At 67.2% G+C, this 17353-nt stretch carries 14 protein-coding genes; 10 read left to right on the forward strand and 4 right to left on the reverse strand.

Annotation, left to right across the window (positions count from 1 at the left end):
* The first annotated feature begins 312 nt into the window (after window positions 1–312).
* The 9 genes from ACMZ91_RS19900 to ACMZ91_RS19940 all read left to right on the forward strand — a co-directional run bounded on the left by ACMZ91_RS19900 (window position 313) and on the right by ACMZ91_RS19940 (window position 13137).
* The gene (locus ACMZ91_RS19900; RefSeq protein WP_414578424.1) at window positions 313–744 is read left to right on the forward strand and encodes a DUF2946 domain-containing protein; all 432 of its coding nucleotides are present in this window, start codon (window positions 313–315) and stop codon (window positions 742–744) included.
* 72 nt (window positions 745–816) lie between these two features.
* The gene (locus ACMZ91_RS19905; RefSeq protein ID WP_414578423.1) at window positions 817–2880 is read left to right on the forward strand and encodes a TonB-dependent copper receptor; all 2064 of its coding nucleotides are present in this window, start codon (window positions 817–819) and stop codon (window positions 2878–2880) included.
* A 276-nt stretch (window positions 2881–3156) separates the two neighbouring features.
* Window positions 3157–4263, forward strand: coding sequence for an efflux RND transporter periplasmic adaptor subunit (locus ACMZ91_RS19910; protein WP_071228524.1), 1107 nt, complete (start codon window positions 3157–3159; stop codon window positions 4261–4263).
* Complete coding sequence (locus ACMZ91_RS19915) at window positions 4260–7385, forward strand: efflux RND transporter permease subunit (RefSeq protein WP_414578421.1); 3126 nt, start codon at window positions 4260–4262, stop codon at window positions 7383–7385. The genes ACMZ91_RS19910 and ACMZ91_RS19915 overlap by 4 nt, the downstream gene beginning before the upstream one ends.
* Window positions 7378–7917: a GNAT family N-acetyltransferase gene (locus tag ACMZ91_RS19920; RefSeq protein WP_121504476.1), complete on the forward strand. Its 540-nt coding sequence runs from the start codon at window positions 7378–7380 to the stop codon at window positions 7915–7917. The genes ACMZ91_RS19915 and ACMZ91_RS19920 overlap by 8 nt, the downstream gene beginning before the upstream one ends.
* A gap of 178 nt (window positions 7918–8095) precedes the next feature.
* Complete coding sequence (locus ACMZ91_RS19925) at window positions 8096–9616, forward strand: alanine/glycine:cation symporter family protein (protein ID WP_071228526.1); 1521 nt, start codon at window positions 8096–8098, stop codon at window positions 9614–9616.
* Window positions 9609–10445 carry a TrmH family RNA methyltransferase gene (locus tag ACMZ91_RS19930; protein ID WP_414578419.1) on the forward strand — a complete coding sequence of 279 codons (837 nt, stop codon included), beginning with the start codon at window positions 9609–9611 and terminating at the stop codon, window positions 10443–10445. Before ACMZ91_RS19925 ends, ACMZ91_RS19930 begins: the two co-directional genes overlap by 8 nt.
* A 237-nt stretch (window positions 10446–10682) precedes the next feature.
* Complete coding sequence (locus ACMZ91_RS19935; protein WP_032130209.1) at window positions 10683–11675, forward strand: hypothetical protein; 993 nt, start codon at window positions 10683–10685, stop codon at window positions 11673–11675.
* Window positions 11676–11685: 10 nt separating this feature from the next.
* Window positions 11686–13137, forward strand: a complete 1452-nt coding sequence (locus ACMZ91_RS19940; RefSeq protein WP_049399972.1) for an alanine/glycine:cation symporter family protein — start codon at window positions 11686–11688, stop codon at window positions 13135–13137.
* A 283-nt stretch (window positions 13138–13420) separates the two neighbouring features.
* On the opposite strand, the gene ACMZ91_RS19945 is transcribed toward ACMZ91_RS19940, so the two are convergent.
* The 4 genes from ACMZ91_RS19945 to ACMZ91_RS19960 form a co-directional block, all read right to left on the reverse strand.
* Complete coding sequence (locus ACMZ91_RS19945) at window positions 13421–14842, reverse strand: M28 family peptidase (protein ID WP_049461870.1); 1422 nt, start codon at window positions 14840–14842, stop codon at window positions 13421–13423.
* Window positions 14843–15066: 224 nt separating this feature from the next.
* The gene (gene mscL, locus ACMZ91_RS19950; RefSeq protein ID WP_032130206.1) at window positions 15067–15471 is read right to left on the reverse strand and encodes a large-conductance mechanosensitive channel protein MscL; all 405 of its coding nucleotides are present in this window, start codon (window positions 15469–15471) and stop codon (window positions 15067–15069) included.
* A 55-nt stretch (window positions 15472–15526) separates the two neighbouring features.
* Window positions 15527–16243 (reverse strand): fumarylacetoacetate hydrolase family protein, encoded by a 717-nt coding sequence (locus ACMZ91_RS19955; protein WP_032130205.1) that lies wholly within the window; start codon window positions 16241–16243, stop codon window positions 15527–15529.
* A gap of 75 nt (window positions 16244–16318) precedes the next feature.
* Window positions 16319–16600: a hypothetical protein gene (locus ACMZ91_RS19960; RefSeq protein ID WP_005410817.1), complete on the reverse strand. Its 282-nt coding sequence runs from the start codon at window positions 16598–16600 to the stop codon at window positions 16319–16321.
* A 178-nt stretch (window positions 16601–16778) separates the two neighbouring features.
* Between ACMZ91_RS19960 and ACMZ91_RS19965 the strand changes: the two genes are divergently transcribed.
* Window positions 16779–17114 (forward strand): Rieske (2Fe-2S) protein, encoded by a 336-nt coding sequence (locus ACMZ91_RS19965; protein ID WP_049401603.1) that lies wholly within the window; start codon window positions 16779–16781, stop codon window positions 17112–17114.
* The last annotated feature ends 239 nt before the right edge of the window (window positions 17115–17353 follow it).

Here is a 17353-nt window from a genome sequence, read left to right on the forward strand (position 1 = left end):
TTTACGTTGGCAAAACGGATCTGACCCCGAGAGGCGTTCAGACAGATCGCAGAAATCTGTCGAAGGCGGGGTGGGTCCGGTTGCGGGGGCGTGAGCGCCATGGATGGCGCGACCGAGCTTACATGGACGTACTTGCAGCGGCCCCCGCAACCGGACCCACCCCGCCTACCCTCAGGAAACCAGCTTCTGCTGTTGCTTCGGCTCTTGACGTGGACGTGGCCTCTGCGGGTGCAGGGCGCAGCCCTGCCGAAAAACCCCTCCTGCGACGGTTCGTCGCACGGGCAACCCTGGACCCGGCTCTAAACTAGCGGGGTGACTCGCCTGTCCCGCCCGCAGCGCCTCCTGCTCCAGCTCGCCGTCCTGGCGACGCTGTTGATGGTGCTTGCGCCACTGGTCAGCCGCGCGCTGCAGGCGCAGCCGATGGAGCATGCCGCGATGGCAGGCATGGACCACGCCGCCATGGGTCATGATATGCACGACATGGCCATGGCCGGGCACGATCAGCACGGCGCCGCACCGGCCGCGCCCAGCCGCCCGCCCGACCCCCACGCCGTGCACGGCGAAGCCTGCGAATACTGCGTGCTGGCCATGCGCCTGCTGCCGTGGCTGGCGGTGCTGGTGCTGCTGTTGCCGCTGCTGTGGCGGCCGCGCCTGGTGTTCCCGTGGTCGCAACAGGTGCTGCCGGCACTGCGTTGGCCGGCGCATGCCGCGCGCGGGCCACCGCGCTTCTCCTTCGTCCGCTGATATCCCTATCGAATCTGCCGCACGACGCCTGACCCGGCGCCGTGCGCGCGTGCGTACTTTGGAGCTGTTCCGATGAAAATGACTTCCCGCCCCGCGGGCGCCTGCGCGCGCCTGCCGGTTGCCCTTGGCCTGGCCGTGGCCGCGTCACTGGCCCACGCTGCGCCTGCCGAAGAGGCACGTACCCTCGACACGATGGTGGTCACCGCCGCCGCACCGTCGTCCCCGCTGCACTGGGTGACCGATCCGCGCCTGCCGCGGCAGCCGGTGCCTGCCAGTGATGGCGCCGACTACCTGAAGACCGTCCCCGGCTTCTCCGCCATCCGCAACGGCGGCACCAACGGTGACCCGGTGCTGCGCGGCATGTTCGGTTCGCGCCTGAACATCCTCAGCAACGATGGCAACCTGATCGGTGCCTGCCCGTCGCGCATGGACAATCCGCTGTCCTACATCGCGCCGGAAAGCTTCGACCGGCTGACCATCATCAAGGGCCCGCAGAGCGTGCGCTGGGGGGCGGGCGCGTCGGCCGGCACCGTGCGTTTCGAGCGCGATACGCCGCGCTTCGAGGAGCCGGGCCTGCGTGCCGATGCCAGTGCGCTGGTCGGTTCGCGCAACCGCAACGACCAGGTGCTGGACCTGACCCTGGGTAACCCGACAGGCTACGTACGCGCCAGCGGCAACCGTTCCGAAGCCGATGACTACAAGGACGGCCACGGTGACGTGGTGCCGTCGAAGTGGCGCAAGTGGAACGGCGACGTGGCCATCGGCTGGACGCCGGATGCCGACACGCTGCTGGAAATTTCCGCCGGTGCCGGTGATGCGATCGCGCGTTACGCGGGCCGTGGCATGGACGGTGCCGCGTTCGAACGCACCAGCTACGCGGCGCGTTTCGAGAAGCGCAACCTGCCGGGGGCATGGGACACGTTGCAGGCCAACGTGTACTACAACAACGCCGACCATGTGATGGACAACTACACGCTGCGCACGCCGAACCCGAACAGCATGATGCCGATGCCGATGGCGTCGAACGTGGATCGCCGTACCCAGGGCGGCCGGGTCAGTTCCGAGTGGCGCTGGCAGGATGTGCAGCTGGTGGCGGGTATGGATGGCGAAGACAGCCGCCATCGTGGCCGCATGGGCATGGGCCGCGACACCTACCGCCAGGCCGCCTGGGAAACCGATGCCAACTTCCGCCGCTATGGCGTGTTCACCGAGTTGACCCTGGGTGCGGGCACCGACCAGCGCTGGATCAGCGGCCTGCGCATCGACCGCGCCAGCGTCCGCGATGAGCGGCAGTCGGTGCGCGGGATGATGGGCAACCGGCCGAACCCGACCGCTGGCCTGCAGCGCAAGGAATGGCTTGGCAGCGGCTTCCTGCGCTACGAGCAGGACCTGGCCGATGGCCTGACCTGGTACGCCGGCCTCGGCCACAGTGAACGCATGCCCGACTACTGGGAGCTGTTCTCGCCCAACCACGGCCCGGCCGGTGCAGTGAACGCGTTCACCGGCGTGCAGCCCGAGCGCACCACCCAGCTTGATGTGGGCATGCAATACAAGGGGCCCCGTGTGCAGGCCTGGGTGTCGGCGTACGCCGGGCAGATCCAGGACTACATCCTGTTCACCTACCACGGCAGCGGCATGATGGGCATGAGCCAGGCCCGCAACGTCGATGCCCGCATTGCCGGTGCCGAGGCGGGCCTGGAAGTGAGCATGGCCGAGCAGTGGAAGCTGGGCGGCACGCTGGCCTATGCATGGGGTGAGAACCGCGATCAGCATCGCCCGTTGCCGCAGATGCCACCACTGGAAGCACGCCTGAGCGCGAACTGGGAAGGCCAGCGCTGGAGTGCCGGTGCGCTGCTGCGCGCTGTGACCCACCAGCATCGTGTCGCAAATGGCCAAGGCAATGTGGTCGCGCAGGACCTGGGGCCGAGTGCCGGCTTCGCCACCTTCGCGCTCAACGCTGCTTACCGCTTCAGTTCGCAGCTGCAGCTCAGCGCGGGCGTCGACAACCTGTTCGACCGTGCCTACAGCGAGCACCTGAATCTGGCCGGCAGCGCCGACTTCGGTTTTCCGGCTGACCCGGTGCGCATCAACGAGCCGGGCCGCAGCCTGTGGATGAAGGTGAACTACCGGTACTGATCCGCCGGGTGTAAAAAAAAACCGGGGCCGGATCCCCGCCAGGATCCGCCCCCGCCCGACGCCCTCTGCCGGGCAGCTTCGACTCTACGATGGCAACGCCTGCGGTGCACGGCTGGATACACCTCGACACATGCCGACACCGCTGCGGTCAGCCTTGCACGGAACGGGTTCACGGCGCTATCGCGACGCCGGTTCCACGCCAGTAAACGCTTGGCACATATCGCTTCTGTGGGCGCTTGCCTACACTCGGCGGCCGTGGATCACTCAGGACCGTTCATGTTGGCTCGCATCGCTTCGACCCTGGCCCTTGGCCTCAGCCTGGCCGTGCTGGCCGGGTGCGCGGGCAAACAGGAGGCCGCCGCCCGTCGGCAGGGAGAAGCGGTGCCGGTCACCGCGCAGGTCGTGCAGTCCACGCAGTGGAATGACACGCTGCAGGCACTGGGTACGGCCAAGGCGCGCGAATCGATCAGCGTCACCGCCAAGGTCAGCGAGATCGTCGAGAAGGTGCACTTCGAAAGCGGCCAGCATGTTGCCGCTGGTGCGCCGATCGTGACCCTGCGCGGGCAGGCCCAGGAGGCCGCGCTGGTGCAGGCGCAGGCCACCTTCCATGAGGCCGACCAGCTGTACAGGCGCCAGCGCGAGCTGGCCACGCAGCGGCTGGTGTCCAGCGCCACGCTGGATACGCAGAAATCGATCCGCGATGCCGCCGAGGCGCGTGTGGCGCAGATGCAGTCGGACATCGGTGACCGCCGCGTGCGTGCACCGTTCGCCGGTGTGCTCGGCATCCGCCAGGTCAGCCCGGGCACGTTGCTGACGCCGACCACGGTGATCGCCACGCTCGACGACATCGAACACATGCACATCGATTTCCAGGTGCCGGAAGTGGAACTGGCCGCGCTCGGCGTCGGTGACAAGGTCAGTGCCACCAGCGTGGCGTGGCCAGGCCGTACCTTCGAGGGGGTGGTCAGCACCGTCGACGCACGCATCGATCCGGCCACCCGTGCGGTGACCGTACGGGCCGACTTCGCCAACGGCGACCATGCCCTGCGCCCGGGCATGCTGCTGGACGTGCGCCTGTTCCACCCCGAGCGCCCGGCGCTGGTGATTCCGGAAATTGCCGTGGTGCAGGTCGGTCGCGATACCTTCGTGTACCGCATCACCGCCGACGACAGTGTCGAACGCGTGGATGTGGTCACCGGCGCGCGCCGTGCCGGCGTGGTCGAGATCAGGCAGGGGCTGGAAGCGGGCCAGCGCATCGTGGTCGATGGCACCGGCAAGCTGCGCCCGGGCCTGAAGGTCGCAGCCAAGGACGCGGCACCGGCCACGGGTGCCAAGCCGGCTGATGCACCGGCGCCGGTCGCTGCCGAGGGCCACGGCGGATGAAGCTGTCCGACATCTCCATCCAGCGGCCGGTGTTCGCCGTGGTGATGAGCCTGTTGCTGCTGGTGCTGGGCGTGATGTCCTTCACCCGCCTGACCCTGCGCGAACTGCCCGCCATCGATCCGCCGATCGTTTCGGTATCGGTGGACTACACCGGCGCTTCGGCCGCGGTCATCGAAAGCCGCATTACCCAGGTGCTGGAAGATGCGCTGGCCGGCATCGAAGGCATCGATACGATCAACGCGCGCAGCACCAACGGCCGCTCGCAGGTCAGCATCGAATTCACCTCCAACCGCGATATCGAAGCGGCGGCCAACGATGTGCGCGATGCGGTCAGCCGCGTCGCCGACCGCATGCCGGAGGAAGCGCGTCCGCCGGAGATCGCCAAGGTCGAGAGCGATGCCGACCCGATCATCTGGTTCAACATGGTCTCCTCGACCATGGACACGCTGGAGCTGAGCGACTACGCCGACCGCTACGTGGTCGATCGTTTCTCCAGTCTCGATGGCGTGGCCCAGGTCCGCATCGGCGGCCGCCAGCGCTATGCGATGCGGATCTGGCTGGACCGTGACCAGCTGGCGGCGCGCGGACTGACCACCGGCGACGTGGAAACCGCGCTGCGCAACGAGAACGTGGAACTGCCGGCCGGCCGCATCGAGTCGACCGACCGCGATTTCACCCTGCGCGTGGAGCGCAACTACATCAAGCCCGAAGACTTCGCGACCATCCCGCTGGGCAAGGGTCGTGACGGTTACGTGGTGCGCATGGGCGATGTGGCGAAGATCGAGCTGGCCTCGGCCGAGCGCCGCGCGTACTACCGCAGCAACGGCGAGCCGGGCATCGGCCTGGGCATCGTCAAGACCTCCACCGCCAACTCGCTGGACGTGGCGCGTACTGCGCGCGCTGAAGCCGAACGGGTCGCGCTGACCCTGCCCAAGGGCACGCAGATCTTCGTTGCCTTCGACAACACCACCTTCATCGAAGCCGCGGTGGACCGCGTCTACGCCACGCTGGTGGAGGCGATGATCCTGGTGCTGGCAGTGATCTGGCTGTTCCTCGGCAGCTTCCGCGCTGCGCTGATTCCGGCGGTGACGGTGCCGGTCTGCCTGGTCGCGGCATTCATCGCGCTGTATGCGTTCGACTTCTCGATCAACCTGCTGACCCTGCTTGCGCTGGTGCTGTGCATCGGCCTGGTGGTGGACGATGCGATCGTGGTGGTGGAGAACGTGCAGCGCCGCATCGACCTGGGCGAACCCCCGCTGGTCGCCTCCAAACGCGGTACCACGCAGGTCGCCTTTGCGGTGATCGCCACCACCGCGGTGCTGGTGGCGGTGTTCCTGCCGGTCGGGTTCCTGGAAGGCAATACCGGGCGCCTGTTCCGCGAACTGGCGGTGGCGCTGGCGGCGGCGGTGGCGTTGTCCGCCTTTGTGGCGCTGACGCTGACGCCAATGATGGCCTCCAAATTGCTCAAGCCGCATACCGGGCAGGCACCGCGTGGCCTGCATGGCTTCATCAACCGCAACCTGGAACGCCTGGCCGGGGCCTATGGGCGGGTGCTCGACCACCACGTGGACCGCACCTGGATCTACCTGCTGGTGATGGTGGCCGCACTGGCCGCCAGCTGGGGCCTGCTCAAGCTGCTGCCGTCGGAACTGGCGCCGGCCGAAGACCGCGGTTCGTTCCAGATCATGATCGATGGCCCGGAAGGCGCCGGCTACGACTACACCGTGCAGCAGGTGCAGCAGGTGGAATCCATGCTGGCACCGCATGTTGGCCTGGACAAACCGATCGTGCGCGCCAATCCACGCGTGCCCGGTGGTTGGGGTGCCAGCGAGGAAATGCACACCGGCCGCGTCAGCATCTTCCTGCAGCCGTGGCGCCAGCGCAGCGAAGGCACGCCGGAAGTGGCCAACGAACTGCAGAAGGAACTGGACACCATCCGCGGCGTGCGCGTGCGTACGCAGGTGGGCGGTGGCCTGGTGCGCAGCGGCGGGCAGCCGTTCCAGATCGTGCTGGGCGGCCCGGAATATGCCGAGATCGCGCAGTGGCGCGACCGCATTCTGCTGCGCATGGCCGACAACCCCGGCCTGGTCGGTCCGGACTCGGATTACAAGGAAACGCGGCCGCAGATGCGGGTCAACATCGACCGCCAGCGTGCGGCCGACCTCGGCGTGCCGGTCACCGCGATCGGTTCGGCACTGGAAACCATGATGGGTTCGCGCCGCGTCACCACCTTCGTCGACAACGGCGAAGAGTACGACGTGCTGGTGCAGGCCGGTCGCGATGGCCGTGCCAGCCCGGCCGACCTGGCCGCCATCCGCGTGCGCGCGACCTCCGGCGAACTGGTGCCGCTGTCCAACCTGGTCACGCTGAGTGAAGTGGCCGAGGCTGGCACCCTGAACCGCTTCAACCGCCTGCGCTCGATCACCATCAACGCGGGCCTGGCGCCGGGCTATCCGCTGGGTGAAGCCATTGCCTGGGCGCAGCAGGTCACGCGCGAGGAGCTGCCGCAGTACGCACAGGTGAACTGGAAGGGCGAATCGCGCGAATACCAGAGTGCCGGTGGCGCGGTGCTGCTGACCTTCGCCATGGCGCTGCTGGTGGTCTACCTGGTGCTGGCCGCGCAGTTCGAGAGCTTCATCCACCCGCTCACCATCATGCTGACCGTGCCGCTGGGCGTGCTCGGCGCGCTGGTCGGGTTGTGGGTGAGTGGCGGTACCGTGAACCTGTTCAGCCAGATCGGCATCGTCATGCTAGTCGGCCTGGCCGCGAAGAACGGCATCCTCATTGTTGAATTCGCCAACCAGCTGCGTGACGACGGAAGAACCGTGCGCGAGGCGATCATCGAATCGGCGATGGTGCGCCTGCGCCCGATCCTGATGACCTCGATCGCCACCGTGGTCGGTGCGATTCCGCTGGTGGTGGCCGGTGGCCCCGGTTCGGCCAGCCGTGGCACCATCGGCATCGTGATCATCTTCGGTGTGACCCTCTCGACGTTCCTGTCGCTGTTCGTGGTGCCGGCGTTCTACGCGCGGCTGGCGCCCTACACCCGCTCGCCGGAAGCGGTGAAGCGCGAGCTGGAGAAGCAGGAAGCGGAATCGCCCTCGGTGGGTGGCCATGCCTGATCCGACCACCGTGCTGCGAGGCGACGGCTTCCAACTGCGCCCCTGGCGCCCGGATGATCTGGAATCGCTGCTGCGCCATGCCAACGACGCCGAGGTATCGCGGGGCCTGCGTGATCGTTTCCCGTACCCGTACACGCGCGAGGATGGCGAGGCCTTCCTCGCCGGTCGCGTGCTGGCCCCTGGCACCCTGAACCTGGCCATCGAGATCGACGGCCAGGCCTGCGGCAGCGTCGGGGCCCAGCAGGGCACTGCCGAGCGCGGGCACATGGCGGAACTGGGCTACTGGCTGGGCCAGGCCTACTGGGGCCAGGGCCTGATGACCCGGGTGGTCGGCCTGTTCGCACCCTGGGTGATGGACGAGCTGCGCCTGTTCAGGCTGCAGGCCGGGGTAGTCGACTTCAACCTCGGCTCGGCCCGGGTGCTGGAAAAGAACGGCTTCCAGGAAGAAGGCGTGGACCGCTGCGCGGTCTACAAGCGCGGGGTGCTGCACGACCTGCGCCGCTTCGCCCGGGTGCGCACGCAGCTGCCCTGAACACGCGGGCCGGCCGCGGTAGAGCCGAGGCCGTGCTCAGCCGCCGTCATCACCACGCCGAGCATGGGCTCGGCTCTACAACACAGCGCTACCGCAGCGGCCTTCGATCAGGGAGAATCGACCGGTCCCCTCCAGCCGACGGGACGTCCTCACAACCCGCCGACTGGAGAGAGCGCGCGTGGAAGCTACCGTACATTTCATCAACAGCATCATCTGGAGCAAGGCACTGATCTTCGTGTGCCTGGGCGCCGGCCTGTTCTTCAGCCTGCGCACGCGCTTCATGCAGATCCGCGGCTTTCTCGAGATGTGCCGCCTCACCGTCAAGGGTGAGAAATCCGACGCCGGTGTGTCGTCCTTCCAGGCCCTGGCCATGTCGATGGCCGGGCGCATGGGTATCGGCAACATCGCCGGCGTGGCCACCGCCATCGCCTTCGGCGGCCCCGGTGCGATCTTCTGGATGTGGGTGATGGGCTTCCTCGGCGCATCCACCTCGTACGTGGAATGTACGCTGGCACAGATCTACAAGACCAAGGACGCCGAAGGCCGCTACCGTGGTGGTCCGGCGTACTACATCGAAAAGGCCATGGGCCTGAAGTGGTACGCGCTGGTCTTCGCCATTGCCACGATCATTGCGGCCGGTTTCCTGATGCCCGGCGTGCAGGCCAACGCCATCGCCGACAGCATCATCAACGCCTGCCGTGGCACCGCGCTGTGTGGTCCGCTGGATGGCCAGACGATGGGCATGGAGTCGGTGCAGGCGCTGAAGCTGGGCATCGGCATCGTGGTGGCGCTGCTGCTGGGCGTGGTGATCTTCGGCGGCGTCAAGCGCATCGCCAACTTCGCCGAAGTGGTGGTGCCGTTCATGGCGGCAGCCTTCATCCTGACCGCCATCGTCATCATGATCATCAACTACGATCGCGTGCCGGAGATGTTCGGCATCATCTTCAGCAGCGCCTTCGGCACCCACGCCGCGTTCGGCGCGATGATGGGCCTGGCGGTGGAGTGGGGCATCAAGCGCGGCATCTACGCCAACGAAGCCGGCCAGGGCTCGGGCCCGCACGCGGCAGCCGCCTCGGAAGTCTCGCACCCGGCCAAGCAGGGCTACGTGCAGGCCTTCGCCATCTACTTCGACACCATGATGGTGTGCACCGCCACCGCGTTCCTGATCCTGGCCAGCGGCACCTACAACGTGTACTCGCCGGCAGGTGCCGGCGCCCCGCCGATCTTCCAGGGCCTGGCCGGCATTCCGGAAGGCGCGGGCTACGCCCAGGCGGGTGTGGAAGCCGTGCTGCCGGGCTGGGGCTCGGCGTTCGTGTCGATCGCGATCTTCTTCTTCGCCTTCACCACGATCATGGCCTATTACTACATGGCCGAAACCAACCTGACCTACGTCAACCACAACAAGAAGCGCCCGCTGACCGTGCTGGTGCTGCGCCTGGGCATCATCGGCATGGTGGTGTTCGGCGCGTTCCATAATGCAACCCTGGCCTGGGCGCTGGGTGACATCGGCGTGGGCCTGATGGCCTGGCTGAACATCATTGCCATCCTCATCATTCAGAAGCCGGCCATGCTGGCCCTGCGTGATTACGAGCGGCAGAAGAAGCTGGGCCTGGATCCGATTTTCGACCCCGATGCCCTGGGCATCAAGAACGCCGATTTCTGGCGTCAACGCAAGCTGGAGTTGTCCCGTAGTGAATGATCCCTGGAAGAATGCCCGCCGTCCGTCGTCGCGACCGCCGCGGGCCACCCCGCTGCCGCCGCGTGAGGGCGGCACCCCGCCACCGCCGGGGCGTGGCAACGACGAACTGCGCCTGTATGGCTGGAACGCCGTGCAGGCCCTGTTCGACAAGCGCCCGCAGGCACTGCGCAAGCTGTACCTGGTGGAATCGCTGATTCCGCGCATGCAGCCGGTGCTGAAGTGGTGCGTGGCCAACCGCGTGGGCTATCGCGTGGTGGAGGAGGGCGACCTCAACAAGCTGGCCGCTACCACGCACCACGAAGGCTTGGTGGCCGACGTGCTGCGCGCGCCCGTCGTGCCGCTGGCGCAGTGGCTGGAGGATCTGGGCGAAGGCCCGGCGCTGGCGTTGTGGCTGGACGGTGTCGGCAATCCCCACAACTTCGGCGCAATCCTGCGCTCGGCCGCGCACTTCGGTGTCAAGGCGCTGCTGCTGCCGTCCGGCAGCACGCTTGCGCTGTCCGGTGCCGCCGCACGCGTGGCCGAAGGTGGTGCGGAGTCGGTGCCGCTGGTGCAGTTGCCGGAGACCGCCCAGGCGATGGCGCAGCTGCGTGCAGCCGGCTTCGGGCTGGCTGCGACCCTCGTTGATGGTGGCGACGACGTGTTCCGTGCGTCGCTGCCGGAACGGTTGGTGTACGTGATGGGCGCCGAAGGCGAGGGCATGGACCGCGGCCTGGCCAGTCAGTGTGACCAGCAGCTGTCGATTCCCGGCAGCGGCGCGGTGGAAAGCCTGAACGTGGCCTCGGCAACGGCCGTGCTGCTGGCACAGTGGGCGAGCCGCCGCCACGGATGATCCCGTCGTGCTGATGCTGTGTTGATCTCCTGACCCGGCCCTTGCGGCCGGGTTTTCTTTTGCGCGGCGCAAGAGCGCAAACGATGCACGCGCAGCAAACTGGGTCATCCGCGTCAGCTTGCGTTGCTTCAAACACGCTTGATGGACAGGCAAGCAATTTTAGTATTTGTCTCATTGCTGGGCCGTTTCCTGCATCGCACGGTGGAGTTCCTTCCAACGTCGTACAGGAGTGGTTCCATGCATCGAATCCAACGCCGCACACGTCGCACTTGCCTGGTGCTGGCACTCGCTGCGCTTGCCGCACCATCGCTACAGGCCGCGGAACGCAGTCTCGATGGTGTCAATTTCACCGGCCCGTTGATCACGCCGAATCCGGCCGGCCTGCCGCAGGGCAACTGGTACATCGAGCCCTATCTGGTGCGGGTCGACAGCCGCGACCACTACGACAACAACGGTGATCGTCGCCGCAGTGCCGGGCACAGTGGCGCCTGGGCCACGGTGGTGCCGATCATCTATGGCTTCAGTGACCGGGTGATGGGCCAGGTCAATCTCAGTGCCTCGCGCTCCGAATCCGGCAGTGCGCGCAGCAGCGGCTTCCGCGCCGGTGACACCACCGCACGCCTGCAGTACCTGCTGCAGGCGCCGAATGCCGATGGCACCCGTCCGGCCATCTCGGTCGCGCTGGTGCAGCGTTTCAGCACCGGCAGCCATGACCGTATCACCGGCAATCCGCTGGATGCACAGGGCGACGGCGTTCAGCGCACCACCGCGGCGCTGGGCGTGCAGCAGGTGGTGTGGCTGGGCAATGACCGCCCCGTGCGCTGGCGCGCCCAGCTCAGCGCCGGGCCGGCACCGTCGCGCACTGCCATTTCCGGCACCAGCGTGTACGGCACCGATGACAGCTTCCAGGGGCACATTTCGCGCGGCTCGGTACTGGGCCTGTCGGTAGGCGCCGAGTACAGCTTCAATTCGCGCTGGGTGGGGGTGATGGAAATGGCCGCCAGTCGCGAGACCGGCCAGCGTCTGAGCGGCTTCGCACGCAACGGCAGTGGTGCGATCGAGCGGATTGAAGAGCACCGTCCGGCCAGCCGCAACGTCAGCCTGGCGCCGGCGGTGGAATACCACTTCAGCCCGTCGCTGGGCCTGATCGCCGGCGTCGAATTCACCGTGGCCGGGCGCAACACCGGCCGCATCATCAGCCCCCAGGTCGCCCTGGGCATGTTCTTCTGAGGGGCTGCCGATGAACATCGAATCCATCGTCAACACCATCCTCGGCATCGTCTGGAGCCCGTACCTGGTGGTGCTCTGCCTGCTCGCCGGCCTGTACTTCAGCGTGCGTACCCGCTTCATCCAGTTGCGCGCGCTGCCGGAGATGCTGCGCCTGATGTTCCGGCACGAGCGCTCCGAAGCCGGTGTGTCACCGTTCCAGGCCCTGTCGCTGTCGTTGTCCAGCCGCGTCGGCGTCGGCAACATCGCCGGCGTTGCCATGGCCATCGCCTTTGGTGGCCCGGGCGCGATCTTCTGGATGTGGATCGTCGCCTTCCTCGGCGCCTCCAGCGCCTTCATCGAATCCACGCTGGCACAGATCTACAAGGACCGCGATGCCAAGGGCCAGTACCGCGGTGGCCCCGCGTACTACATCGAAAAGGGCCTGGGCCAGCGCTGGTATGCAGTGCTGTTTGCGCTGGTGACCGTACTGGCCGGTGCGATGCTGGCCGGCACCCAGTCCAATGCGATCACCAGTGCGGTGAACGAAGCCTGGGACGTGCCGGTGATGACCACCACGGCGGTTCTGCTGGTGGTGCTGGGCGCAATCCTGATCGGCGGTGTGCGCCGCATCGCGCGGGTTGCCGAGTGGGTGGTGCCGTTGATGGCGGTGGCGTATCTGCTGGTGGCGGCACTGGTAATGGTGCTCAATGCAGAGAAAGTGCCGGAGGTGATCATGCTGGTGCTGCGCAGTGCATTCGGTGTGGATGCAGCGTTCGGTGCAATGATCGGCACCGCCATCCAGTGGGGCGTGCGCCGTGGCGTGTTGTCCAACGAGGCCGGCATGGGCAGCGGTGCGCATCCAGCCGCCGCCGCCGAAGTCACCCATCCGGTCAAGCAGGGCCTGGTGCAGTCATTTTCGGTCTACATCGACACGATGGTGGTGTGCAGTGCTACCGCCTTCCTGATCCTGTCCACGGGCCTGTACAACGTCTACGACCCGGCTGTGAACGGCATTCCGGATGAGGCGCGCCTGCTGCTGGGCAATCTGCCTGGCGTCGAGGCCGGGCCGCGCTTCGTGCAGCACGCGGTGGAGTCCGCGCTGCCGGGCTTCGGCCGCTCGTTCGTGGCGCTGGCGATCCTGCCGTTCGCGTTCACCACCATCCTGGCGCTGTACTACATGGCCGAGACCAATATCAGCTACCTGTGCCGTGATCGTCCCGCGCCGTGGGTGATGGGCGGGTTCCAGCTGCTGTTCCTGGCCGCGACCGGCTACTCGGCGGTGAACAGTGCGACGATCGCGTGGTCGCTGGGCGACATCGGCGTCGGCCTGATGAGCTGGTTGAACATCATCGCCATCCTGCTGCTGCAGAAGCCAGCGCTGGCGGCGCTGCGCGACTACGAACAGCATCGCCAGGCGGGCAAGGATCCGCTGTTCAACCCGAAGCTGCTGGGTGTGCGCAACACCAGCGTGTGGGAGGGCTGACAGGATCGGGTCAGATCCCTCGCCACGGCGAGGGCTCTGACCCACGCCATCGCCCGGTGGGTGCGCCATTACTCGGTGGATGCGCCCTTACCCGGTGGGTGCGCCATTACCCGGTGGGTGCGCCATTACCCGGTGGGTGCGAACCTTGGTTCGCACCGCCCTTCCCGCTGCGTTCGCCGGGCATGAACCCTTTTCAATGCCGAGCGGGAGGTTCCGCGCGCATTGCGATGCGCTCATTGCAATGGCGCCCACAGGTCATGGGGCGCGGCCCGGCGCTACCGCATCACTCGTTCGGCGGCGTGGTCGCCTTGGCTTCGCTGCCGAAGTTGCCATCGGCCTCTGCCGCCAGGTACGCGAACACGGTGTACGCGGCCACGTTCTGCGCCAGCGCCTTCGGGTCGATCTTGTCCAGCGTGTCGTCGGCGGTGTGGTGCAGGTGGAAGTAATCCGAGCCGTCCTGCGCCAGCCATGCCCACGCGCCACCCTTGGCGGCCAACGGGCCGACGTCCGGGCCCGGGCCACCCTTGTCGGCCTGGTACTCGATGCCCAGCGGCTTCATCACTTCGGCAATCTGCTTCGTCGCTTCGCGCGAGCCTTCCGGGTTCGGCGAACCGGTATTGAAGGCATAGATGCGGCCGGCACCGAAGTCACTCTCGGCCGCCAGCTGGTGCAGGGCCACGTCCTTGGCATGCGCCTCGGCGTAGGCCTTGCCGCCATACAGGCCCTGTTCTTCGTTGGCGAAGGCGATCACGCGGATGGTGCGCTTCGGCGCCTGCTTGAGCTGGCCGATCAGATGGCCCGCAGCCATGGTGATGCCCACGCCTGCGCCGTCATCCACCGCGCCGGTGCCCAGATCCCAGGAATCCAGGTGGCCGCCGATCACCACCACTTCCTTCGGCAGGCTGCGGCCGGTGATCTCACCGATCACGTTGTACGAGGTGGCGGTGCCATCCCAACCGCAGTCCAGCGCCACCTTCACGGTGGTGCTGCCACGTGCCAGCAGGCGGGCCAGCTGGTCGGCGTCGGGCACCGACAGTGCTGCAGACGGCACCGGGGTCAGGCCGTCGTCGAAGCGGGTGATGCCGGTGTGCGGCACGCGATGCGAGTCGGTACCGGCCGAGCGCATCAGGAAACCGACCGCGCCCTTGCGGATCGCTTCGGACGGGCCCTTGCTGCGGATCGCGCCGCCACGGCCGTAGTCGCGGCCATCGCGGAACGGCAGCATCTGGTAATCGACGAACGCGATCTTGCCCTTCAGCGAACCGGCCGGTGCGGCCTGCAGTGCGGCCAGGTCGGCGAAGCGGACCACTTCGGCTTCAACGGTTCCGCCCGGGCTGCCACCCAGCGCCGTGATCTGCAGCGGCTGCGGGTTCCTGCCGGTCACCGCGGCGTGTTCACTGCGGCGCTCCCACTTCGGGAACGTCACCGGTTCCTTCCACACCTTGTCGAAGCCGAGGGCCTTGAACTTGGCTTCGGCCCAGGCCACGGCGCGGGCGTCGGCCTCGCTGCCGGCGATGCGCGGGCCGATTTCGGTGGTGAGCGATTCAACCACTTTCCAGCCGGTGTCATCGGCCAGCGCCTGGTCGCGCAGCTGCGCAGCGGTGGACAGCGACGCCGGGGGCAGGGTGGTGGTGTGCGGCGCCGCGAAGGCCGGGGCGGCCAGCAGGGCGAGGGAGGATGCGATGGCAAGGACGCGGCGACGCATGGACAGCTCCGGGAAGGGACCAAGCCTTGGAGCTTAACAGTCGTTCAGCCCGGCGCATGGGCGGGAGGTCATGGCTGGCGCGAACGCTGTTTTCCGCCATGACCGGCAAAGCGAAAGCCCCGCCGGGGCGGGGCTTTCGTGCAGTCGCGGTAGTGCCGGCCGCTGGCCGGCTCCCGCATGTTCCGATGTTGCCGGCCAGCGGCCGGCACTACCGGTAGGCGGCCTTACTTCTTCAGGCTGTCGCGGATCTCGCGCAGCAGCACCACTTCCTCGGCCGGTGCGGCCGGGGCGGCTTCCTGCTTGCGCGACAGGCGGTTGATCGTCTTGACCACCAGGAAGATGGCGAAGGCCACGATCACGAACTGGATCAGCGTATTGATGAAGTCGCCGTAGCCGATCACCACGGCCGGGATTTCCTTGCCGTCGGCACCGATGCTGGCCGGTGACAACGTCCACGCCAACTGCGAGAAATCCACCTTGCCGATCAGCATGCCCAGCGGCGGCATGATGATCTTCTCGACCAGTGCGGTCACGATCTTGCCGAAGGCCGCGCCGATCACCACGCCGACGGCGAGGTCGATGACGTTGCCGCGCATCGCGAATTCCTTGAACTCGGTGAGCATTCCCATTGTTGTTTTTCTCCGGTGGGGGAAGTGGACAGCGCGCAGGGTAGCGCAGGTGATGTCAGCCGGCGATCACGCCGTGGCGCTCGGCCACGTTTTCCAGGCGGGCACTGAAGCGGTCGCCGGGCTTCAGCGCGGCCACTCCGGACGGGGTGCCCATGAACACCAGGTCGCCGGCGCGCAGCTGCCACAGCTTGGACAGCTCGTGCAGGATCTCCGGCACGTTCCAGATCATCTGGTCCAGCAGCGCCTGTTGGCGCACTTCGCCGTTGACCTCCAGCGACAGGTTCAGCGCGGCCAGGTCGCCGACTTCCTCGGCGTGGACGATTTCACTGATCGGCGCGGAAGCATCGAAGCCCTTGGCCGCATCCCACGGGTGGCCCTTGTCCTTGGCGGCGGCCTGCAGGTCGCGGCGGGTCAGGTCCAGTCCAACGGCATAGCCGTAGACCAGCGCCTCGGCGTCGGCCATGGCCAGCTCGCCCACGGGCGCGTCACGGCCGATCGCCACCACCAGCTCCACTTCGTGGTGCAGGTTGGCGGTTGCCGGGGGATAGGGAATGGCATCGTCGTGGCCGACCACGATCGCATCGGCCGGCTTGCTGAAGAACATCGGACGGCCGCGATCGTCGGCCGCCGGCACTGCTGCGCCCATTTCGCGGGCATGGTCGGCGAAGTTGCGGCCGACGCAGTAGATACGGTGCACGGGGAAACTGCCGCCACCGGCTACCGGCACACGCGGCAGGGCTACGGCAGGGATCACATCGGAGACATCGGACATGCGAGCATCCAGGAAGGGCGTGCCCGCAGTCTAGAACGCATGGCGCCCGCCGTCAGCGGGCGCGTAGGGCGTGGATCAACGCGAGGCCGGCAGCACCGGCTTGCGCACCACGCGGTACTCGCCTTCGACCACGGTCGGATCGACCGGACGGGCAACGCCCGGCTTGCGCGAGGCCAGCAGCTTCCACGCCAGGCCGACCAGGATCATCGCCGCACCGACGAACACGCCGATGAACACCATCGCCGCCAGGATCGCCAGGCCGAGCAGGCCCACGGCAACGCGCACCAGCGGGTGACGCGGCTTGCGCGGCGCGAACAGGGTGCGGAACTGGTTGAAGGCGGATGCGCGATTGAACATGGCGGCTCGATAGGCTGGGATCAGCGAAACCAGAGTATCGGGACGTGCCACTGTCATTGAGTGAAAAACTCGTTAAATATAGCCTGTGCTTATTACGAATCAATGACTTGTGTTCATGTTGCAGCCAGTCACCTGAGCGGGCGTGCGACAATGCGCGTTTACTGTCCGAGCCTTCGCCATGACTGCCGCCGCTGCCCTGATCGCCCTTGATGCCATTGCCGATGGCGCGTTTGCCGAGGTCGAAGCGGTGGTTGATGGCGATGCCGAATCGCTGGTGCTGTACCGCGACGGCGCGCAGGTGCGTGCGTTCCTGAACATCTGCCCGCACGCCGGCCGTCGCCTGGACTGGGCGCCGGGCCAGTTCCTGAAGAGCCGCGAAGGCCACCTGGTGTGCGCCGCCCACGGCGCCTCGTTCGCGCTGGACAGCGGCGACTGCATCGCCGGCCCCTGCAAGGGCGACCGCCTGCGCGCGGTGCCGGTGGACGTGCGCGACGGGCAAATCTACCTGGCCTGACCTATCGGTGTGCGGACCAACCGTCCGCACCCACCCGCCCAACCCCGGTCTTGCCGTGTGCGCAGGAAAGCGCACACGAGCAAGCGGCGACCGAGCTTACATGGGTGAGGGCGCTTTGCTTGCGAAGCACTGCTTCGCAAGCGCCCGAACGCACAGCCGCCAGCGGCTGGGCCGGGTCCCGGAGGGGGACTTGCAGCGTCCCCCGCAACCGGACCCACCCCGCCATCCCACGGAATGCA

This window comes from Stenotrophomonas sp. FR024 (assembly GCF_047500745.2).
GTDB lineage: Bacteria > Pseudomonadota > Gammaproteobacteria > Xanthomonadales > Xanthomonadaceae > Stenotrophomonas > Stenotrophomonas maltophilia_A.